This window comes from Brucella pseudogrignonensis (genome assembly GCF_032190615.1).
Classification (GTDB): domain Bacteria; phylum Pseudomonadota; class Alphaproteobacteria; order Rhizobiales; family Rhizobiaceae; genus Brucella; species Brucella pseudogrignonensis_B.
Genome location: NZ_JAVLAT010000002.1, coordinates 924,748 through 942,472, shown reverse-complemented (window position 1 = coordinate 942,472; position 17,725 = coordinate 924,748). Strand labels below are relative to the sequence as shown.

Genomic DNA, 17,725 nt, shown 5'->3' with positions numbered 1-17,725 from the left:
ACGACAACAACAGGCAGCACATAAAAACTGCTCCCTAATTCTCAGCGCATTAAAATTGTTGCTTGTCGAGGTAAAATAAAAATGCTTCAATCTCCATTGCACGGCTGTGCAGAAAAAATAAAACCGGCCGTCGATCCTGGGGAGGATACGCAAATGCCTGCGTTTTTGGAGGTAGCGGATGCACGCGTCCGTTATGGCAACAATGAGATTCTTAAAGGTGTTGACCTTTCGGTTAACAAGGGTGAATTCGTAGCGCTGCTTGGCTCGTCGGGCTGTGGCAAGACCACTTTGCTGCGCGCCATCGCGGGTTTCAATACGCCGAGCGAAGGCGCAATCCGCGTCGGCGGAAAAGATGTTACTCGCCTGCCACCTGATAAACGCGGCATGGCCTTGGTGTTCCAGTCTTACGCACTCTGGCCACATATGACAGTGGCGCAAAACATCGGCTATGGACTGCGCATTCGCGGCACAGCGAAAGATACAATCCGCAGCAAAACTCAAGAAGTCGCGCGGTTGTTAGGACTTGATGCACTGCTTGATCGGAAACCAGCCGCCCTTTCCGGCGGTCAGCGTCAACGCGTCGCCCTTGGCCGCGCGCTCGCGATTGAACCAGATATTCTACTGCTGGATGAACCGCTATCCAATCTTGATGCACGCATTCGTCTCTCTGTTCGGCACGAAATTAGCGCGTTGCAACGCCGCCTTGGCATCACGGCGGTTCATGTCACCCATGACAGAGAAGAAGCCATGGTCATGGCTGATCGCATCGTGATCCTCAACAATGGTGAAGTCGCCCAAGCTGGCGCACCCGAAGAAGTCTATAATCATCCGGCATCTGACTTTGTTGCAGCTTTTATGGGCGCCGAAAACAACGTTGAGTTGCCGATAAGTGTGACAGCTGATCGAATTGAAATTGCAGCCGGACCACATAACAAAGCAAGCACAATTCCCGCTGGCCGTCGCAATCTGTCAGATGGCATCGCTACTGCGCGCTTTCGTAGTGAAGCTGCAAAGCTGACCAATCCCGGCACGCCCATTTCAGGTACGGTGCCAGAACTTATTCTGGCAGGAACAGTCGACCAGACAAGCTATCCCGGTGGCCTCTGGCGTCACATGGTGAATGTCGGCGGAAAACATCTTTTGGTCGATACACACGAAAGCCACCAACCCGGATCTCAGGTTGAAATACGCATTCCCGAACAGTCATTATTCCTGTTCGACAAGTAATCTGGTGCGCTCAACCGCCTCACATTTTTCTATGCACAGCTGTGCATTTTTATGAATGTCGATTGTGGCAGCTATCACAGATCAACATAGAATTGCGGGCAGTCAAATGCCCTCAAACGCTCAAAAATTCCCGATCACGCATCCACTGGTACACAACATTTAACCGTCGAAACCTTCCGCTAAGCGGATAAAAAGCAGGATTTATTCGATGAAAACGATCTTTAAAACAGCGCTCATCCTTGGCCTCACGGCATCACCTGCCGCTGCCCAAGAACTCACGGTTCTAACTGCAGGCGATCAGAATATGGTCGACTATGTGAACGAATATCTCGGACCATTGTTCGAGAAAGAAAATCCGGGCACAACGGTTCGTGTTGTTGGCACAGGTCCGGGCGATGCTGGTTCACAGAAGATTCTAGAACGCTTCGAAGCACAGTCAAAAGCTGGCGTTGAAAAGTGGGACGCAGACGTTGCTGTCGTCCATGAGAAATTCGCTGGTCCAATGGTCGAAAAGAAGTTTCTCGAAAACTATCGCAGCAAGATCGACAGCGGCAAGCTCGTTACACGCGATAATGCTAAAATGGCGCTCGGCACCAACGTTGATGGCTATGTTATGCCCATGTTCAACAGCCAGACGGCCCTTGCCTACAACCCGGCGCTCGTTGCAAATCCACCCAAGAGCTATGACGAGCTGATCACGTGGGCCAAGGAAAACCCGAAGCAGTTCGGCTATAATGGCATCAAGGGCGGTGCATCGGGCGTGAGCTTCGTTATGGGCTGGATCTATGCTTACGGCGGCGATTCTGAAAAGCTGATGAAGGGCCCGTTTGAAGAAGGCGAAGCGAAAAACTGGGACAAGGCTTTTGCCTCGCTCAAAGATTTTACCACCAACGCAACATTGACACCGGGCAATGCCGGAACACTCGACATGCTGAGCCGTGGTGAAATTGCAATGGGTCCGGTCTGGGTTGATATGTTCTACTCTTGGAAGGCCAATGGCCAGCTCCCGCCGGAAATGAAGCTCGTTCTCCCTTCGCCGGGCATGCCGGGTCAGCCGATGCATTATGTCATTCCGGAGAAAAGCGCGAATAAGGAACTCGCTGAAAAGTTTGTAGCACTTGCAACCAGCCCGAAGGTTCAGGCTGAAGGCATCGTTGAACGCTTCAACTGGTATCCAGGCATTGATGCTGACCACGTCAAAGCAGAACTCAATGCCGATACGTGGAATAAGCTCTTCACGGATATTTCGCCTGAAGAACTAGCCAACTACGGCAAGCCTTTCCCTATCGCCCCATACAACAAGGCCATTCTGAAAGCATACGAGCGTCAGGTTGGCAATTAAAATTAACCTAAGCCGGGTGCGTCAGCGCACCCGGTCTCCTCACCAGTACTTAAGGAATATCCATGTCGCAGAGAATGACGGGTTTTCTGCTGGTTGCACCCGCGCTGGCAATCGTGTTGTTTCTGTTCATCGTGCCGCTGTTTGGCGCGATAACCGGAGCGTTTCACGTTGGCGAAGATTGGGGCTTCGGCAATTTTACTAAGGCTTTCGAGCTTTATTCCAGCGACATGCTATTCACGCTTGTAATCGTCACACTTTCCTCTGCACTGATTGCCCTTCTCGCAATCGCTATCGGTGGCTATCTGACGCTTGGCTCCAATCAGCGTGCCGTTACGGTACTGCGCTGGCTTTATCGCTGGCCACTGTTCATTCCTTTCATTGTGGTCGGTCAGATATTGCGCACTTTTCTCGCCAAAAACGGCCTGATGAACAGCCTTCTGATCGAAAGCGGTATTCTCACGCCAATTCAGGCAATGAGCTTCCTCGACTGGCGCGGTATCGTCATTGCTTTTGTCTGGAAACAAACTCCCTTTGTAACACTACTTCTTGCTGGCGCCATGGCATCGATTGATCGCAGTACGATTGAATCAGCGCGCAACCTTGGTGCCGGACGCTTGCGTATCCTCATTGAAATCGTGCTTCCGCAAGTGCGTCCGACCTTGCTTGTTGGTTTAATCCTGAGCTTCGTCACGATGATGTCGGTGCTTTCAGTGCCCCTGATGATCAATGCCCAATCGCCAACTATGATAACCGCGAATATGGCATTCCGCATCAATGCCTATGGCGATTACGGCGTTGCTAATGCGCTTGGCACGATCTCGCTGCTGATGACCAGTCTGGTTGCATGGGTTTATCTCAGACAAACCATGAAGGAGCATGGCTAATGAGCAACGTATTTGACTGGCGCTGGATACCGCGTGGCATCGTGCTTGGTTTGCTGGCTTTTGCAATCTTTGGTCCTCTGGCGAACCTTCTTCTCTGGGCTGTGGCTGAACGCTGGTATTTCCCGCACACATTGCCCATTCAATATGGCTTCTCCTTCTGGGCGAATGTATTTTCACCACGCGGCAATGCCCTGTTGTCGCTCGGCACTAGCGTCATCATCGCAAGCCTGACAGTGGTAGCTTCGCTTGGCCTTGCCATTCCCGCGGGCTATGCACTGGCACGCCTGAAATTGCCGTTTCGTGGGCTTGTATTGCTTATCCTGCTGATCCCGCAAGCATTTCCAAACCTGCCAATCTACGTCAATATTGCGCAGATGTTCTATTCTCTGCGTTTGAACGGCACGATTACCGGCGTTGTTTTGGTGCATGTAACGCATGGTCTGGTCTATGCGGTGTGGATCGCAACAGCCGCCTTCTCTGCGATTGATCGCGAGTTGGAAGAAGCCGCACGCTCCATGGGTGCATCCGCGTTAAAAACCTTCTTCCACATCACATTGCCAATCGCCGCACCCGGCCTGCTTGCCAGCGCAATCTTTGTGTTCCTTGAATCACTGGATGAATTCACCGGGACATATTTTGTGGGCGCGCCTGACATCACAACATTGCCGCTGATGCTCTATACAGCAAGCTCGGGTGGCAACTATCAGATCGCGTCAATCAGTGCGCTGATCCTGCTGGTGCCGTCCATTGCGTTTATGTTTGTGGTTGAGCGCTTCCTGCGTGCCGATGTCCTCTCGAAAGTGGGTCGATAATTATGACCGACAAAGATCGTTTTCAGGACGAGACTCCCGAAAACCAGCCGCGTTTTATCAGCGCACACGAAGTTGCTGTGGAGGCTGGCGTATCTCGCTCGGCGGTCTCTCGCACTTTCACACCTGGAGCCAGTGTCTCACCCTCAACGCGTGAGAAAGTGATCAAAGCGGCCGAAAAGCTTGGCTATCAGGTCAACGATCTGGCGCGTGGCTTGCTTGCCAACCGCAGTCGCATCGTCGGCATGATCGCAGCCGATCCGGCAAGTCCTTTCCGCTCGCGCCAGATCGCAGCCTTATCCCGTCGTTTAACGGCACGTGGAAGCGTTCCCGTTCTCATCCCGACCGGGCAACATGGTGAAAATCTTTCTGCCGCACACCAGACCTTGTTGCGCTATAGAGCCGAGGCGACAGTCGTTCTCTCCGGCATGCCGTCATCGTCTTTTGTTGAACTGGCGCAGCGCAACGGCCATACGCTGATCGTTGTAGGTCGCAACGAAGATGGTCCCGACCACATACGGATCAATAACAAACAGGCCGCAGAAACTGCTGTGGATGTGTTTGCTGCGCGCGGCATGAAGCGGCTGGGGTTGGTTACCTCCAATGTTCGCAGTCCCAATCTGCTGGAACGCGAAGAGGCCTATATCGCTCGGGCTAAAAACTTAGGTCTCAGTGTCAGCGTACAGCGCGGAGAATTCACGGATTATGATGGCGGCTTTGCGGCAGCGTCCCTTCTGCTGAGCGAACGAGATCATGTAGAAGCGGTATTTTGCGTCAATGATCTGATGGCATTTGGACTGATCGATTGTGCGCGTGACGTATTTAACCTCTCCATCCCGAAAGACCTCTCCGTCATCGGTTTCGATAATGTTACCGAAGCGCGCTGGGGAGCTTATCGTCTCACCACATTCGACCAGAATGCCGAGCGTCTCTCAGCGGAAATTATCCGAATGCTTGATGAGCGGCAAAGCGCGCCCAATGCGCCCCCGCAGATGGTGATGATTGATACGCCACTGATCCTGCGTGGCAGCGTACGCCCGCTCAAAACGGAAAACTTTTCAAATGGAAGCCAATCCTGATGTCCGATCATTCTATCTGGCTGCGGCCCGCGCATGATGATCTCTTTTTCCTCGAGAAAATCGTCAGAGAACTGGCTCAGCGCTTTAAATCACCAGTATTTGAGCCACATGCAACACTCGTACCAGATATGAATCTGTCGGCAGAAGACCTTCTGCCACACGTGTTGAGTCTCGCAATAGGTCGCAAACCGCTGGAACTGCTAATTGAAGACGTCACGGGAAGCGACGCCTATTTTCGCTCTTTCTATGCCGCCCTTGAAAAGGCGCCTGCATTGATGCGCCTCAAACAGGACTCCCTTGAAATCTCCAGCGAATCCAGCTTGCAGAGCTTTATGCCGCATGTCTCACTGGCCTATGGTATTGAAGACACAATTCTGAAGAGAGCTGAGATGCAACGGCTCTCCAAGCAGCTTTCAGGCCGAAAGCTTCGGTTTGATCGGTTGGTGATTGTGAGTTCATCAAGCGATACGCCAATCGACGATTGGATCGTCAAACACGAAATCTATCTCAGAGGCTGAAGCCAGCCGCATATCTGCGGCTGGCCGGCTCGTAGTCAGAGAGGCCGCGGATAAGAACGATAGACTTTTTCGATGTCTACCAGAACGTCATCGGAAAGCTGTAGCGCACCCGCAGCAATATTGGTCTTAAGCTGATCGATAGTCGTAGCGCCAATGATCACCGATGTCATAAACGGCCTCGATGCAGAGAAAGCAATCGCCATCTGTGCAATATCAAGACCATGCTTTTTAGCGACGTCGATATAAGCACGAATAGCTGGCTCAGAATAAGAATTATCCCGCCACATGCCACCATCCATCACAGATGCACGTGAACCTTCGGGGATTTTTCCATCAAGATATTTACCCGTCAGCACACCGGCAGCAAGCGTGGAATAAGCAAGCAAACCAACGTCTTCGAAGAGCGATACCTCTGCCATATCGTGATCAAACTCACGCTGCAAAAGACCATATTCGTTCTGGATCGACGCCATACGCGGCAGATTGTGTTCTTCCGCAATCTTGAGCCACTGCATTGTGCCCCAAGCCGTTTCGTTGGAAAGGCCAACGTGACGAATTTTGCCTGCACGAACCGCATCTTTAAGACCGAGCAGAACATCATGGATTTGTTCGCGTTCAGCTTTCGGGTCTACATTGGATGGATTAAAATCCCAGCCCTGACCGAAGTGATAATGTGGGCGCGATGGCCAATGGATCTGATAAAGATCGATATAATCAGTCTGCAAGCGCTTCAGGCTGTCATTAACGGCTTCAGCAACGCTTGCACGGCTTGGCTTTGCACCGCCGCGAATCCATTCCTGACGACCACCGCCTGCAATTTTGCTGGCGAGAATGACGCGATCTCGCTTACCAGATTTCTTGAACCAGTTGCCGATGTAGGTTTCGGTTTTGCCATAGCTTTCCGGGGTCATCGGAATGGCATAGCCTTCAGCCGTATCGATAAAATTGACACCTGCATCGACAGCAAAATCAAGCTGTTCATGCGCGTCCTTTTCAGTATTCTGAACGCCCCAGGTCATTGTGCCGAGACAGATATCGGTAACATTGAGGCCTGTACGGCCCAAAGGTTTCATTTTCACGAGGTTTTTCCGGATCGATTTGGCCGCAGAGCGCGGATGTGAAGGGGACCAATTGATAACCCCGCTTTGTCGCGGCTGACAAGACCGCTCCGCAAAATTTGAAGATGATTAAAGAAATCGACTTGCTGAATACGGTGCCGGATCAGTAAATGTTTTCTCGCCTGTCATCATCTCGGCCAACAGACGCCCACTTGCAGGGCCCAGCGTCAAGCCATGATGCGCATGGCCGAAATCAAACCAAAGCCCTTTATGGCGTGGCGCAGGACCAATCACCGGGCGCATATCTGGCAGACATGGCCGCAAGCCGAGCCACGGCTTAATTTCAACGGGTGCACCAAGCTGCGGCAGAAGCCGACGCGCAATCTTTTCAGCCCGTTTGAGCTGAATAAAATTAGCTGGAGCATCAGGCGACGCGAACTCGATGCCTGTCGAAAGACGAACGCCCTGCACCATAGGCGCAAGCACATAGCCCGCCTCTTCATCAACAACCGTATGGCCAAGTCGCTCGCCATCCAGCATTTCAAAATGCATATGATGACCACGCTTAATGCCAAGCGGGATTGCATAACCGAACTTCTGGAAAATCAGGCTCGATTGCGGACCGAGAGCCACCACAACCTCACGCGCAAATGTTGGACCTTCCTCGGTCGTCACTTGCCAACCATTCATGCTTTCCGAAAGCGTTGCCGCATCACCATGAACAAACCGGCCACCATTTGACCGGAATAAATCCGCATAGGCCTGAACCAGACCGCCCGGATTGACAATGGTTTTAGGATCGAGCCAATGGATACCACCAGCAACATCGCCCAGCGTGGTTTCTCGCTGTTTCAGCGCTTGCGCATCAAGAACATCATAAGCAAGATTAAAGCGCTGCAACTGCGGCAAGCGCTGAACTGCCGCCTGAAAAGCAGGCTCACTCCGGAAGACTTCAATCCAGCCCTGCGAGCGCACAAGGCGTTCACAATCCGCCTGCGTGATCAGCGCATCATGCTCACGCACACTCGCTTCGACCAATGGCAACATCGCATCAGTTGCGATCTTGAGACGTTCTGGCGAGGATTCACGCCAATATTGGAACAGCCAGCGCGCAATGCGTGACACATAAAACGGATCGTAACGCACATCGGAACGGCGGTTTAGCCCATAACGCAGCAGCGTGCCAAACCCTTGCGGAAACGAATAGGGAATGACACTTGAGCGCTCAATGAGCCCTGCATTGCCAAAGCTTGTGCCCTGCCCAGGCTCACCACGATCAATCAGCGTGACCGAACGTCCGCGCGCTTGCAAATGAAGTGCTGCCGAAACCCCGACGATACCTGCGCCCAGAACGATGACATCTTGTTGCAGCATGGCATCCCCAACCCATTGCATGAAATGAATGCGCGCACCGAGTGTTTGTCAGTGCGCGCACTCATACATCAAACTCGCGTAACTTTTACAAGTCACTTATCTTCGATCAATAAATGTCAAAGTCGAAATACTTCTTCACGATGGTTGCATAAGTGCCGTCATCGCGAATTTTCTTGATGGCAACATTGAACTGTTCGCGCAAATCATTGTCACCCTGACGTACCGCAATAGCCGTATCAGTCTGCGTGCCGGGCACATCGCCAATCAATTTGCAGCAATCCGCCCCATCAGCCTTAATCCAGTCAGAAATCGGGAATTTGTCGGAAACCACAGCATCAAGACGACCGCTTTTAAGATCGGCATTGGCTTCATCAGCTGTCGGATAAAGTTTTACGTCCGCGCCAGCTTTGCCATAGACGTCTTCCGCATAAGTGCCCTGCGTGGTCGATCCCTGTGCACCGACAGTTTTCCCCTTGAAAGCTTCTGCATCAAGCGACGTGATCGGGCTGTCTTTAGGCACTGCCACAGACAGTGGCGTAGAATAATATTTGTCGGTAAACGAAACCTGCTTTTGACGCTCTTCAGTCACACTCATCGACGCAATAACAGCGTCAAACTTGTCGGTCTGGAGACCGGGGATCATGCCGTCCCAATCATTTGCAACGATAGTGCATTTCGCATCCATTGCCTTGCAAAGGGCATTGGCAATATCAACATCGAGACCTTGCAATGAGCCATCGGCTGCAACGAAATTAAACGGCGGATAAGCCCCTTCCGTCGCAATCTTGATTTCCTTCCATTCTTTGGCTTGTGCTGGAAGTGCAGCGATAATGGAAGCGACGCCTGCGAACAGGATTGATTTCAACATAATATTCCCCTTAGGCTTTGTTATGGTTATATTTTGCGGGCTCTTCACCCGCTATATTATGTTCTCAATGAAGCACCGAGCGCCGCCAGTTTCAAGTTAAACATTTGGCGACGCTCATAAATTCTATCAATAGATATCGAAGTCGAAATACTTCTTGCGAATTGTTTCATAGGTGCCATCTTCACGGATTTTTTTGATGGCCGCATTGAATTGCTCACGCAGATCGTCGTCCCCCTGACGCAGAGCAACGGAAATCTTGGTTTCCGAGCCCGGAATATCGCCGAGGAACTTGCAGCAATCAGCGCCCTGCTTTTTCAGCCAGTCAGCTGCAAGAAACTTGTCGGCGGCAATGGCATCAATACGTCCATTCTCAAGATCGGCATTGGCTTCGTCCGCTGTCGGATAAAGCTTAACATCTGCACCAGCCTTGCCATAGACATCATCGGCATAATTGCCCTGTGTCGTTCCAGCCTGAGCGCCGACGGTCTTGCCATCAAATGCTGAAGGCTCAAGCGAGGTAATGTCGGTGTCTTTCGGAACTACAACTGCCAGCGGCGTTGTGTAATAGCGTTCAGAAAAAGCAACCTGCTTTTCGCGCTCAGGCGTAATTGCCATAGAAGCAATGACGGCATCAAATTTTTTGGCCTGAAGACCCGGAATCATGCCGTCCCAATCATTGGCCACGATTTCACACTTGGCTTCCATCGCTTCGCAAAGCGCATTGGCAATATCGATATCAAAGCCAATAAGCTTGCCATCCGGCGACATATAATTGAAGGGCGGATAAGCGCCCTCACTGGCGATACGGATTTCTTTCCATTCCTTCGCCTGCACAGGCAGAGCAAGAACAACAGAGGCCAGACCGGCCAGCAAAATTGTTTTAAACATCGCTTCCCTATTCCATTTTTTAGTCTCGGGCAGTTTAACTTCTCTATCCGGATTGCCCGCAAAGCCGAACACATTCAATTGCAACTTTGATCATATTCAAATGCAAAACGACCCGCTGCGTGTAAAACGCAACGGGTCCGATATGGCCTTAATTATGCTTTCAGGCAACCAAACGCGTTGCGTGATCTTCCTGAGCATAGGCTTTACCAAAGCGGTTTGCGAGGAATGCATCAAGCGTGATGTCTTCCTGACGAACAAAGCCCTTCTGCGCAATTTCACCCTTGGCAAGCATGTCGAGTACAGCACAAATTGCCGATGCTGTCGTGATCTGGATGCCGGAACGAACGATCTTGCCAACCTGATTGGCATAGACTTTGTTGGCATAGGTTTCCTGAACCAGACGACCGTTCTTGGTACCCGAAACCGTTACGAAAATCACAATAACGTCCTGAAGTGTGCTTGGCAGCGCATTTTCGAAAATGTCTTTCAGCACTTCACGGCGATGACGCAAGCCAAGATCGTTCAGCAGCGCCTTCATCAGCGCAACGTGACCTGGATAACGGATGGTGCGGTAGTTGAGCGTACGCACTTTGCCTTCAAGCGTATCGCAAAGCGTGCCGAGGCCGCCAGATGTGTTGAACGCTTCGTAGGTTACGCCGTCGAGCGAGAACTCTTCACGCTCTTCAAGAGCTGGAACCTTGGTGAGCTGGCCGTTGACGATAGCTTCACATGGCTCGATATATTCGTTGATCAGGCCGTCGGTGCTCCATGTGAGATTGTAGTTAAGAGCATTCGATGGAAATTCTGGCAGAGCGCCAACGCGCATACGTACGTTTTCCAGCGTGTCAAAGCGCTTTGCGAGATCGTAAGCAACGATTGAAATGAAGCCCGGAGCCAGACCACACTGTGGAATGAATGCTGTGTTTGCATCCTTCGCCAGTTCCATGACGCGCTTGGTGCTTGCAACGTCTTCGGTCAGATCAAGATAATGCACACCGGTCTTGGCTGCTGCTTCTGCGATCAGTGTGGTCAGCTGGAATGGAGCAGCACTCAGAACCGCAAACTTGCCAGTCAGAACGGCTTCAAGAGCATTGGCATCTGAAATATCGAGCGCCTGCTTCTTGACTTCCGCACCCGTGTCCAGCGCATCAAGCTGTGCCTGCGAACGGTCGATAACCGTTACAGCATAGTCACCAGTCGAAGCCAGAAGATCGGCAATGGTTGCGCCGATTTTGCCCGCACCAACAACAACGATCTCTTTCATGTGTATTCCCCTGTAAATCTGTTTGGGTATTTCAATTTCGATGCGCTAAGAATCTCATATTTTTCGGCGAAAAGAAGCGTGTAAACTGACGATTTCACGTTGTTTGTTTGTGCAATTTGACGTAAATAATATGCATTATGACGACAAATGCCGATCTTGCCCTTATTGCACTGCTACGTGAAAACGCACGTGCATCCACTGCCGATCTTGCGCGCAAGCTCGGTGTATCACGCACGACTGTGCAAAGCAGGCTGGAAAAGCTGGAAAAGCGCGGCGTCATCGAAGGCTATACCGTTCGAATCGCTCCCGAATTTGAGCGCGATCTCGTGCGTGCGCATGTGCTTGTGACGGCGCTGCCGAAATTTGCACCAAAAGTTGAGACCGCGCTGCGCGGTATCATGGCTGTGCGCACATTGCACTCCGTTAGCGGTCATTTCGATATGATTGTGGTGGTCGAAGCGCCGTCGATCCAAGAGCTGGATATTGTCCTCGACACGATTGGTGCGCTCGAAGGCGTTGAACGCACCATGTCCTCGATCATTTTGTCGACGCGGATTGATCGGTAATCAATCCTTGGAACTGCCTTCCCATCCTGCATAAAATACGCCCGGATGTTTTTCCATAAACTGCGTGACTGCGTCGATTTCTTCGGGGTCAATTGACGTATTTACAAGTGTTGCGAGAATCTCAACCGTCTCGGCATTCCGATCGGAAATCTCCACGTCACCCACCGGATATTTGGCCTGTGCCAGCTTTTCAACGAGCAATTCTCGCATTTCTTCCATAGCGTTGTGAGAGGCGATAACCCGAACCTCATAGGTTTGTTCGAGCGCCTGCTGATCAACGGGAATACGGTTAATGAGATTGACGAGCGGACGGAGCAGCGTGTTTCCAAGCAAAACGTAAACGGTCAACAATGCTGCTTCCGCCAGCATATCCGTGCCGGCGCAGGCACCGACCGCTGCAGAGCACCACAGCGTCGCAGCCGTATTAAGGCCGCGGACATTCATGCCTTCCTTCATGATGACACCGGCACCGAGGAAGCCAACCCCGGAAACCACATATGCGATCACGCGCAAAGCTTCAGCATTGCCCGCAAGACGCGCAGCAAGATCGACGAACGCAGCAGCGCCAAGCGCAACGAGCGCATTGGTTCGCAAGCCAGCTGTTCGCTGACGATACTGACGCTCCGCACCGATCAATGTACCAAAGATGAAAGCGGCAGTGTAACTCACTGCCGTATCGAGAAACGGAAAAAAGTTGAAAGTATTCAAAAACTGCATGGTCAAAAATCCTATTTTTGCCAGCGCCTTAACAAGAAATTTTAAAGCATTTATGACACAATACTAATTCCCGACAAACTCAAACTTATCAACATCGACAAGCCCCCGATCCGTGATCTTGAGGTGCGGAATAACGGGCAGAGCGACAAAGGCCAGCTGGAGGAACGGTTCTTCCAGTGTGGAGCCCAGTTCTTCTGCGGCATGGCGCAGCGTGCGGAGCTGCTCGCGCACGGTTTCGTAAGGTTCAACACTCATTAACCCTGCGATCGGCAAAGGCATTTCTGCGAGTACTTTGCCATCTCGCACCACAACAAAGCCACCTTCGATTTCGCCCAGACGGTTCGTCGCAGCCGCGATGTCCTCATCGGAAACCCCGACCACACAGATATTATGACTGTCGTGGCTCACAGTCGATGCAATAGCGCCAGCTTTCAAGCCAAATCCATGAACAAATCCGGTAGCAATATTGCCGTTCTTGCCATGACGCTCAACCACCGCAATTTTGACCACATCGCGCTCAAGATCAGCTTCAACGCCATGCGGACCGACTTTCAGATCAAATTCGAGGCTTTCGGTGATGATCTTGCCCGGAACAATGCCAATTGCACGTGTTTTACCGCTGTTAGATTGCGACCGGAAATTCGTTGCGCTGACCTTTTGCGCCTTAACGCTGTTACGACCAACTTCGGCGACCGTTTTGCGGGTTGCGAACAACTCTTTCGAAACCACCCTTCCCGCAGAAAGCACGATTTCTGCGTGACAGCTTTCAAGACTATCAATGATCACAAGATCGGCGCGCTGTCCCGGCGCCACCAGACCGCGATCATGCATCCCAAAAGCACGCGCAGCCGAGACACTTGCAGCGCGGTAGATTGCCAACGGCTCTACGCCACCGGCAATGGCCGTGCGAATAAGATAATCGAGATGTCCCTGATCAGCGATATCGAGCGGATTGCGATCATCGGTGCAAAGCGACAAGAACGGCGAATGACGTTCAGTGATGATCGGCATCAAAGCGTGCAGGTCTTTCGAGACCGAACCCTCGCGCACCAGCACATGCATGCCCTTACGCATTTTTTCCAGCGCCTCTTCCGCACTGGTCGCTTCATGCTCTGTGCGAATACCCGCAGCAATGTAACCATTCAGGTCGAATCCACGCAGAAGCGGCGCATGACCATCAATGTGACGTCCCTGAAAGGCTTTGAGCTTAGCCATACATTCAGCATCTTTTGAAAGCACGCCGGGGAAATTCATAAACTCAGCTAGGCCAATTACCTTTGGGTGGTCTGCGAACGGCAAAAGATCATCGATCAGGAGTTCGGCGCCCGAAGTTTCCATGTGGGTCGCGGGCACACAGCTTGAAAGCTGCACGCGAATATCCATGATAGTCTCAAGCGAACTATCAAGGAAATATTTTAAACCTTCAGCACCCAGCACATTGGCGATCTCATGCGGATCGCAAACGACAGTTGTAACACCCTGCGGCAGCACGCAACGATCAAACTCATGCGGTGTAATGTGTGATGATTCAATATGGAGATGCGTATCGATAAAGCCCGGAACAACAATACGCCCGCTTATATCGATCTCTTGTTTGCCATGATATGTGCCGAATGTCCCAACAATGCGATCACCACAAATCGCAATGTCGCTCTCAACCAGTTCACCAGTTACCAGATCAAAGAAGCGACCACCTTTCAACACGATATCGGCGGGCTCACGACCGGCACCCTGATCGATCATCTGTTCCAGCATTGGCTCACTCCATTCAAATCATTTTCGGAATCAATTTCCCGAAAGTAACACAATGAAGCAACTTCAACGCTGATATTCGATGACTCGGCTCCGATTGAGAACCAATTCAAGCCTGTTTTCACCAATGAGATGCATGCAGATGCGCTTGCTCCAAGGCCCATCCTGCAACGCAAACAAGGCGCGACCATGGCCCAAATCTTCAAGCGGCATGATCTGACGCGTCGGGCCGATCCCCATAATAATGTGGCCATTATCCACGGTGAATGACGCTCCATAAATCGGAGCATTCCAGCGTCCGTCAAATTCTTTTGCGACTGGCTTTGGATGCACTGGCCGCAATTTACGCCTCACATGGCCAATTTCCCCTTGCAGAAAGTCACCATCCCAGCGCAATTTCATCGGTGATGAGGCAGACAAGGAGGAAGTCCAACCGTCCCCAACATCGTAAAGTCTGTCTTCGGCGCCGAGATAATTTGCAAAGCCGTCACGCATCTCAAGCCAGAATGGGCCAGTGTCGGCAACATACAAACCATCCGGAATCGTGGACGTCTTTTCAGGCAGAGATAGCCCATAAAGTGCCGCCATGCAGTCACGTGCGATTGTATGTGTGTCGGCATCTTCTCGATTACAGACCACGACTATGCCGGTTTTATCGATCGTATCTAGCAAGAAATAACTTTTATAGCCCGGATGCGAGCCGCCATGACCAATGACCCGCTTCCCGTCAATATCATCCCAGCGCAGACCTAAACCGTAACCTGTCGGACGACCGTCACTTAGAAAATGCTCCGCTGAGAGTGTCGAGAGCAATCCGTTCGATGCGCCGTCACCGGCCAAAAGGGCTTGCAGCCATTTTGTGAGCGCCATACCGCTACCCGCCACGCTACCCGATGCGGAAAGATGTAAACCCGCGCTGCTTTGCTGCCATTTACCATTGGCTTTAAAGTACCCAGGGACAAGACCTTTGACGGGATCAGCCCACTCATCTGGAGCTTCCATACAGATATTAAGGGGCTGATTTATTCCAGAGCGCACATAGTCTTTTAACAAGACACCTCTGCGCTCGAATGCCGATTCAACCAGTCGATACCCGGTATTGGAATATGATAATTCCGTGCCTGCGGGAAAATTAAGCCGCTCTAAACTGGCAAGAAACTCCATCAGGCTTGCTGCATTCGTATGAGAATATACGGATAGTCCCAATAGCGTCAGGCACTCACGCGCATCCGGTAAGCCGCCCGTCATATCCAATGCACGGGCGACGGTCACATCAGCGAGTGGCATCTGCAACTCTGGAATGTGCTCACCAAGGCGATCATCAAGGGCAATCAAGTCGGAATGGCGCAACAGCATCGTGCAAAAAATATGCTTGGTGATGGACGCATATCGGATAACAGTATTTGCCGTGAAAGGAATACCTGTCGAAAGGCTCTCAAGCCCTCCGGCATAAGCAAATTTCACCCCATCAAGATCAAAGCCAATGATGACCCCGCCCGGCTCATCCTTACACCATGTTCTGGAATAATGCTTGGCAGACAACGAGGCTGCATTCCAGTCGGCATGGGGGGGCATAAAATCTCCATCAGGCATTCTCGGACAATGAACTGTCCGCATGTGAAAACAGTGCTTATTCAAAACTACTTAAAAATGAGCAAAAACTGATTAGCATTTTTGAGGAATATCACTTCATTGGGGGCGAATTTTGGCGCAAGCCCATGGGTTTGCAGATTATTGTTTATTAGCCTTTATAAGGGGCATAAATATTTTTTCGACAATCGTGAAAACTGGAGGCTAACCCCAAAGCCAAGAATACGAGCTTGATGGAAGGCTGATTCAGAACACTATCCACATCTTCTGCACAAAATTATCGTTTCTTTTTCGTTTTTTTTCCTTTCACCCGTTAACATTTTCGGTTTTATTCTATTAAGGGAGAGAAAAGTTGCCCTTTAGCGAATTTGCAGTCATATAAGTGTAATAACCATAATGCAGGTATCGGGACCTTGAGAGTGGAACGAATCCGTTCTTAAAGTTGACGAAACCTCATTTCCGAGGAGGAAATATGCTTACCCGTCTGATCACAACTTCCGCGCTGACTGGCGCGCTTGCCCTAACTCTTGGCTCACAGGCTTTCGCACAGACAGAGCTGAGCTGGTGGCACGGCATGACTGGCGCCAACAACGAAATGATCAATGAGCTTTCGAAAGAGTTCAACGAAAGCCAGAGCGAATACAAGATCGTTCCAGTCTATAAGGGCAGCTACCCTGAAACGTTGAATGCTGGTATTGCCGCGTTCCGTTCCAAGCAGCCACCTGCGATCATACAGGTCTTCGACGCGGGTAGCGGCGTGATGATGGCAGCTGAGGGCGCTGTTGTGCCTGCAGCAGAAGTTCTGGAAAAAGGCGGCTATAAGTTCGACAAGTCACAATATCTGCCGGGCATCGTCGCTTATTACTCCAAGCCAGACGGCACGATGCTGTCGTTCCCTTACAATTCCTCATCGCCAATCCTTTATTATAACAAGGACGCTTTCAAGAAAGCTGGCCTTGATGAAAACAACCCGCCTAAGACATGGCCGGAAGTTTTCGAAGCTGCGAAGAAGATCAAGGCGAGCGGCGCCGCTCCTTGTGGTTTCACGTCAACATGGCTGACATGGATTCAGACTGAAAACTTCTCCGCATGGAACAACGTTTCCTTTGGCACCAATGAAAATGGTCTTGGCGGCACCAACGTTGAACTCAAAATCAATGAGCCACTTTTCGCTGAGCATTTCCAGGCTATTGCTGACCTCGCTAAAGACGGCACCTTCCGTTACGGCGGTCGTACTTCGGAAGCCAAGCAGCTCTTTACGTCTGGCGAGTGCGCAATCCTGACCGAATCGTCGGGTGGTCTTGGTGACATCGTCAAGTCCGGTATGAACTACGGTATCGGCCAGCTACCTTATTACGAAGGTCATGGCCCGCAGAACACCATTCCTGGCGGCGCGAGTCTCTGGGTTTTTGCAGGCCTTAGCGACGACCAGTACAAGGGCATCGCACAGTTCTTCAACTTCCTTTCGCAGACCAACATCCAGAAGAAGCTGCATGAAAAATCAGGCTATCTGCCTGTGACGATGGCTGCTTATGAAGCAACGAAAAACTCGGACTTCTATGAAAAGAACCCGGGCCGTGAAACGCCAATCCTTCAGATGATGGGCAAAGCGCCAACCGAGAATTCAAAGGGCGTTCGCCTCGTCAACCTGCCACAGGTTCGCGATATTCTGAACGAAGAATATGAAGCGATGCTTGGCGGTAAGCAGGATGCAAAAACTGCTCTCGAAAATGCTGTTAAACGTTCAAACGACGCGATAGCAGCCGCACAATAATGTGATGAACGAAAG

General features: G+C 51.3%; 16 protein-coding genes. 8 read left to right on the top strand and 8 right to left on the bottom strand.

The genetic code is table 11. The annotated features are described in order from the left end of the window. Positions 1-153: 153 nt before the first annotated feature. The 6 genes from RI570_RS15725 to RI570_RS15700 all read left to right on the top strand — a co-directional run bounded on the left by RI570_RS15725 (position 154) and on the right by RI570_RS15700 (position 5,859). Complete coding sequence (locus RI570_RS15725) at positions 154-1,227, top strand: ABC transporter ATP-binding protein (RefSeq protein WP_313829511.1); 1,074 nt, start codon at positions 154-156, stop codon at positions 1,225-1,227. Positions 1,228-1,435: 208 nt separating this feature from the next. After that, entirely contained in the window at positions 1,436-2,569 is a 1,134-nt protein-coding gene (locus tag RI570_RS15720) for an extracellular solute-binding protein (RefSeq protein WP_313829510.1), read from the top strand. A gap of 62 nt (positions 2,570-2,631) precedes the next feature. Beyond that, on the top strand, positions 2,632-3,453 hold the full coding sequence (locus RI570_RS15715; RefSeq protein WP_313829509.1) for a sugar ABC transporter permease: 822 nt from the start codon (positions 2,632-2,634) through the stop codon (positions 3,451-3,453). Further along, positions 3,453-4,265: an ABC transporter permease gene (locus RI570_RS15710; RefSeq protein ID WP_313829508.1), complete on the top strand. Its 813-nt coding sequence runs from the start codon at positions 3,453-3,455 to the stop codon at positions 4,263-4,265. The genes RI570_RS15715 and RI570_RS15710 overlap by 1 nt, the downstream gene beginning before the upstream one ends. 2 nt (positions 4,266-4,267) lie before the next feature. Continuing rightward, entirely contained in the window at positions 4,268-5,341 is a 1,074-nt protein-coding gene (locus RI570_RS15705) for a LacI family DNA-binding transcriptional regulator (RefSeq protein WP_313829507.1), read from the top strand. Continuing rightward, entirely contained in the window at positions 5,341-5,859 is a 519-nt protein-coding gene (locus RI570_RS15700) for a haloacid dehalogenase (RefSeq protein ID WP_313829505.1), read from the top strand. The genes RI570_RS15705 and RI570_RS15700 overlap by 1 nt, the downstream gene beginning before the upstream one ends. Positions 5,860-5,894: 35 nt before the next feature. On the opposite strand, the gene RI570_RS15695 is transcribed toward RI570_RS15700, so the two are convergent. From RI570_RS15695 to RI570_RS15675, 5 genes are all read right to left on the bottom strand, one after another. After that, the gene (locus RI570_RS15695; protein ID WP_313830069.1) at positions 5,895-6,932 is read right to left on the bottom strand and encodes an aldo/keto reductase; all 1,038 of its coding nucleotides are present in this window, start codon (positions 6,930-6,932) and stop codon (positions 5,895-5,897) included. Positions 6,933-7,046: 114 nt separating this feature from the next. Further along, positions 7,047-8,291: an FAD-dependent oxidoreductase gene (locus RI570_RS15690; RefSeq protein ID WP_313829503.1), complete on the bottom strand. Its 1,245-nt coding sequence runs from the start codon at positions 8,289-8,291 to the stop codon at positions 7,047-7,049. Positions 8,292-8,397: 106 nt separating this feature from the next. After that, a complete protein-coding gene (locus RI570_RS15685) occupies positions 8,398-9,159 on the bottom strand; it encodes an ABC transporter substrate-binding protein (protein ID WP_313829502.1) in 762 nt (253 codons plus the stop codon). 126 nt (positions 9,160-9,285) lie between these two features. Then, positions 9,286-10,047 (bottom strand): ABC transporter substrate-binding protein, encoded by a 762-nt coding sequence (locus RI570_RS15680; RefSeq protein WP_250042352.1) that lies wholly within the window; start codon positions 10,045-10,047, stop codon positions 9,286-9,288. A gap of 160 nt (positions 10,048-10,207) precedes the next feature. After that, positions 10,208-11,329 carry a saccharopine dehydrogenase family protein gene (locus RI570_RS15675; RefSeq protein WP_313830068.1) on the bottom strand — a complete coding sequence of 374 codons (1,122 nt, stop codon included), beginning with the start codon at positions 11,327-11,329 and terminating at the stop codon, positions 10,208-10,210. A gap of 119 nt (positions 11,330-11,448) precedes the next feature. Here RI570_RS15675 and RI570_RS15670 point away from each other — a divergent pair, with 119 nt between their 5' ends. Continuing rightward, positions 11,449-11,877, top strand: a complete 429-nt coding sequence (locus tag RI570_RS15670; RefSeq protein WP_313829501.1) for an Lrp/AsnC family transcriptional regulator — start codon at positions 11,449-11,451, stop codon at positions 11,875-11,877. On the opposite strand, the gene RI570_RS15665 is transcribed toward RI570_RS15670, so the two are convergent. The 3 genes from RI570_RS15665 to RI570_RS15655 all read right to left on the bottom strand — a co-directional run bounded on the left by RI570_RS15665 (position 11,878) and on the right by RI570_RS15655 (position 15,921). After that, the gene (locus RI570_RS15665; RefSeq protein WP_313829500.1) at positions 11,878-12,594 is read right to left on the bottom strand and encodes an MgtC/SapB family protein; all 717 of its coding nucleotides are present in this window, start codon (positions 12,592-12,594) and stop codon (positions 11,878-11,880) included. A gap of 63 nt (positions 12,595-12,657) precedes the next feature. Further along, positions 12,658-14,349 (bottom strand): adenine deaminase, encoded by a 1,692-nt coding sequence (gene ade, locus RI570_RS15660; RefSeq protein WP_409558683.1) that lies wholly within the window; start codon positions 14,347-14,349, stop codon positions 12,658-12,660. A gap of 63 nt (positions 14,350-14,412) precedes the next feature. Next, positions 14,413-15,921 carry a serine hydrolase domain-containing protein gene (locus RI570_RS15655; RefSeq protein WP_313829499.1) on the bottom strand — a complete coding sequence of 503 codons (1,509 nt, stop codon included), beginning with the start codon at positions 15,919-15,921 and terminating at the stop codon, positions 14,413-14,415. 487 nt (positions 15,922-16,408) lie between these two features. Here RI570_RS15655 and ugpB point away from each other — a divergent pair, with 487 nt between their 5' ends. After that, the gene (ugpB, locus tag RI570_RS15650) at positions 16,409-17,710 is read left to right on the top strand and encodes a sn-glycerol-3-phosphate ABC transporter substrate-binding protein UgpB (RefSeq protein WP_313829498.1); all 1,302 of its coding nucleotides are present in this window, start codon (positions 16,409-16,411) and stop codon (positions 17,708-17,710) included. Positions 17,711-17,725: the final 15 nt, after the last annotated feature.